Genomic DNA, 3,504 nt, shown 5'->3' on the forward strand with positions numbered 1-3,504 from the left:
GGCAACGTCGAGGAGGAACAGCGCGCCCGCTTCCACGAGATCAAGTCGCGCCTGGACAAGGAGCGGGACGAGGCGCTCGAGCGCGAGCAGGCCCGCCAGAAGCAGGCGCCGCCGGCGCAGCCGCGTCAGGATTCCAAGACCGGCACCAAGGATCTGGGGTGATGAGCCATGAGTGAAGAGAAGCCCAAGCCCGACCCCAAGCCGCCTCTGACGAAGCAGGAGCAGGAGCAGCAGCAGGACGACGCCCAGATCGACGCCAACTTCGCGGCGACCGACGCGGTCGAGCAGGTGTTCGACATGCTCGACGTCTTCGGCCTCGCCCCCAAGGGCAGCGTCTTCGGGTCGACCGTCTTCGACGGCCACAAGCTCAACGCGATGCTGGACTTCCTCGAAAGCGCCAACCCTGAGCAGCTGGCCAACGCCGGCGAGGCTCTGGAAGAGGCAAACCTCGCCATCAACGAGGCCGCCAAGGACCTGAACGCCTTCGTCAACAAGACCCATTGGCAGGGCGAGGGCGCCACCGAGTTCCGCCGATACGGCGCTGAAGTCGTGAGCTACGCCTGGTCGATCGGCAAGATGGCCAACGCGGTCGGCAAACAGATGCGGGTCGCCAGCACGGGCCTGACCTCGGTGCGCAACTCCAGGCCGCCGCGTGACAATCGAGCGGTCCAGAAGGACGCCAAGGACTTCAAGCTCCCGGAGCAGACGCCGGACAACCCGGAGTACCAGAAGGCGCTCCAGGTGGAGAAGGACCGCCAAGAGGCCATCAACCAGATGAACCGCCTGGCGTCGTTCTACGCGGTTTCTCAGGGGACGCTGGCTGCGCAGGAGGCCCCGAAGCCGCCGAAGGCGTACGGGGCGGCAGTGCCTATGCCGACGGGGCGTTGGCAAAATCCGAGTGCCAATTCGGAGGCATCCACAGCACGCGAAGACCTCTCCCGGTCAACTCCCGGACGCACCAGCAGCGTAGATGTGCCGGAAGCGACAGAGGTCGCACCTCGCACAGAGTCACCTGGCAAGACAGGCACCATTCCGGACTCCACGTCAGTGGAGATCGACAGTGTGACCACGGCCCCGCCGCCCACGACCACTACTCCGACCACGACGTCGCCCCCTGTCACCGCCAATCCGAACCAAGGTCCTGTCACCCCGGCGCCGACCAACTTCGGACTGCCGGTACGAGGTGGTCCAGTTCCTCGGGCCGCCGGCGATCCGCGGACGGCAGGTGCGCCGCCGAGCAAGGCTGTGGGCCGGTCCGGACCGACTGGTGGTTCCCCTCCGGTAGGGCGACCCACCACTGCGACGGGACGGCAGAGCAGTACACCCCCCGGTCCTTCATCGACTTCGGCGGGTCGCTCACCCATGGGTCGCTCGAACGTAATGGGACCCACTGCTGGAGGCACAGGACGCTCTGGGAACGGCCGGGGCCAGGCGCCCATCGTGGGTCGGCCTGGCGGTACCGGCCAGCCTGTCGCCGGACGCAGCGGTGGCCCGAACGGACCTCGTGGCGGCCGAGGAGACGGAATCGTCGGCGGCACACCACAGCGTCCCACCAGTGGCAGCGCGGGCTCGCGTATTCCCCGGGGCACGATCATCGGTGGAGAGGGTCCGGCGGCGGGGCGTTCCTCTGCCGCGAGGCCGAGCCAGTCGGGTGTCGTGGGAGCCAACTCTGACAACAAGACCTCGCGGCCCGTTGGACGCGGAACTCCCAGCGCGAACGGTGTAGTCGGCACGCCGCGCACTCCCGGCTCCCGCACCGGTGCCTCAGCTGGGTCAGGCGGCGGTCTCGTCGGCGGGCGCGGGAACCAGCGCCGGTCAGGAGACGACGAGCAGGACCGTGAGGGCTCTACCCGCCCGGACTACCTGACGGAAGACGAAGAGACATGGGCGAACCGTCGGCGCGGTGCGGTACCGCCGGTGATCGACTAACCACTGGGAAGGCTCGGAAGTCAGGATGACGGCACGAATGATGGGCGTCCGCAGGTTTCGGCGAAGTGTGCTCGGCACGGCAAGTGCGGTGGCGGTGCTGACGGTTGGCTTCGTCGGAGCTGGTCCGGCCGCGGTTGCTGCCGACGTGCAGTCGCAGCAGTGGTACCTGGGCGCAATGAATGCCGAAGAGATCTGGAAGAAGTCGACCGGGGAAGGCATCGCTGTCGCCGTCATCGACGGTGGTGTTGATCCCTCCGTTCCCTCCCTCAAAGGCAAGGTTCTGAAGGGAATGGATGCCTCGGAGGCCAAGGGCGACGAGACAGACGATTTCGACGGTCACGGGACCACGATGGCTGAGCTCATCGCGGGTTCCGGGGCAGGTGGGGGCCTCAAGGGCCTTGCCCCGGGCGCCAAGATCATTCCGTACCGCATCAGTGATACCAAAGTGCAGAATGAACAGCGAGTCAACGCCTTCGAACTGGAAGAGGCGATCAAAGCCGCAGCCGACAGTGAAGCCAAGATCATCAACATGTCGGGCGGCAGTAAGTACTACTCTTCCCAGGTTCGGGCGGCAGTCCAATACGCACAGGCGAAGGGCAAGCTGTTTTTCGCGGCGGCCGGCAACGATGCCCAGAGGGGCAACCCTGATAGCTACCCTGCCGGTTACCCGGAGGTGATCGCGGTTGCAGCAACTGGGCAGGACGGTCAGGTCGCCAAGTTCTCCCAACACGGTGACTTCGTAGATATCGCAGCGCCCGGCACCGACATCCCTGGGTACTGCGACAAGACCTTGGCCCGCTACTGCGATGAGCAAGGCACCAGCCATGCCACCGCCCTCGCCTCCGCTTCCGCCGCCCTCATTTGGTCCGCCCACCCCGACTGGACGGCGAATCAGGTTCTCCGCGTCGTGATCGAGTCCGCCGGCCGTGGCGAGGACTGGAAAGAGGGCACGGTCAGCAACTTCCTCGGCCATGGCATCGTCCGTCCCGGGGCCCACATCAATCGCGGCATCGGGAAGCCCGGTGCCCCGGACGTCAGCCCGCTCACCAACAGCAAGGTCGGCGGTGGCTCAGGTGCCGGCTCGTCCGCCTCGCCCGAGCCCTCTGCACCAGCTTCGTCACAAGCCCCGAAGGGGAAGCAGGGTTCCGACGCAGTCGTGACAGGCTCCAGCAAGAGCGCTGATGACGACAGCCAGTTGGGGCTCATCATCGGTGGCGCCGCAGCCGCGGTCGTCGTCGCGGGAGTGGCTTTCGCCCTCGTCCGCCGACGGCGTACTGCCTGACGGTGTCCTTTCGGTCCCCGAAGCAGAGCGGCCCAACCGAGACCATTCTGCGAGCGCCTGACCAGGCGAGCGCAGCCTCAATGAGAACCCAGGAAAGGGAGAGCGACACATGTCAGTCCAGAAGGTTCGCGATCAGGATCTCAAGGGATTCCAGGACGAACTGACCCTCAAGTTCGAGGACGTCAAAGGCCAGCTGCGGGACCTCCAGGGGGTTATCGACAGCCTCGAAGGCCGTTGGAAGGGCATCGGCGCCGGCGCCTTCGACGGCAAGCAGACCGAGATCAACCAGGGCA

Annotated in this window: 3 protein-coding genes; all 3 read left to right on the forward strand. The window is 66.2% G+C overall.

Annotated elements, in window-relative coordinates; translation table 11 throughout:
- Window positions 1-168: 168 nt before the first annotated feature.
- The gene (locus tag AC067Z_RS38635; RefSeq protein WP_478794319.1) at window positions 169-1,929 is read left to right on the forward strand and encodes a hypothetical protein; all 1,761 of its coding nucleotides are present in this window, start codon (window positions 169-171) and stop codon (window positions 1,927-1,929) included.
- Between the two features lie 67 nt (window positions 1,930-1,996).
- Window positions 1,997-3,211, forward strand: coding sequence for a S8 family serine peptidase (locus tag AC067Z_RS38640; RefSeq protein ID WP_478794320.1), 1,215 nt, complete (start codon window positions 1,997-1,999; stop codon window positions 3,209-3,211).
- A 109-nt stretch (window positions 3,212-3,320) separates the two neighbouring features.
- Window positions 3,321-3,504 (forward strand): WXG100 family type VII secretion target (locus tag AC067Z_RS38645; RefSeq protein WP_478794321.1); only part of this gene is annotated, 184 nt, incomplete at its 3' end.

It is taken from the genome of Streptomyces sp. NPDC043812 (assembly GCF_056436245.1).

What these genes read in the sequence shown, in the direction of transcription:
- AC067Z_RS38635 (WP_478794319.1), top strand. Translation starts at nt 169, where the DNA reads ATGAGTGAAGAGAAGCCCAAGCCCGACCCCAAGCCGCCTCTGACGAAG.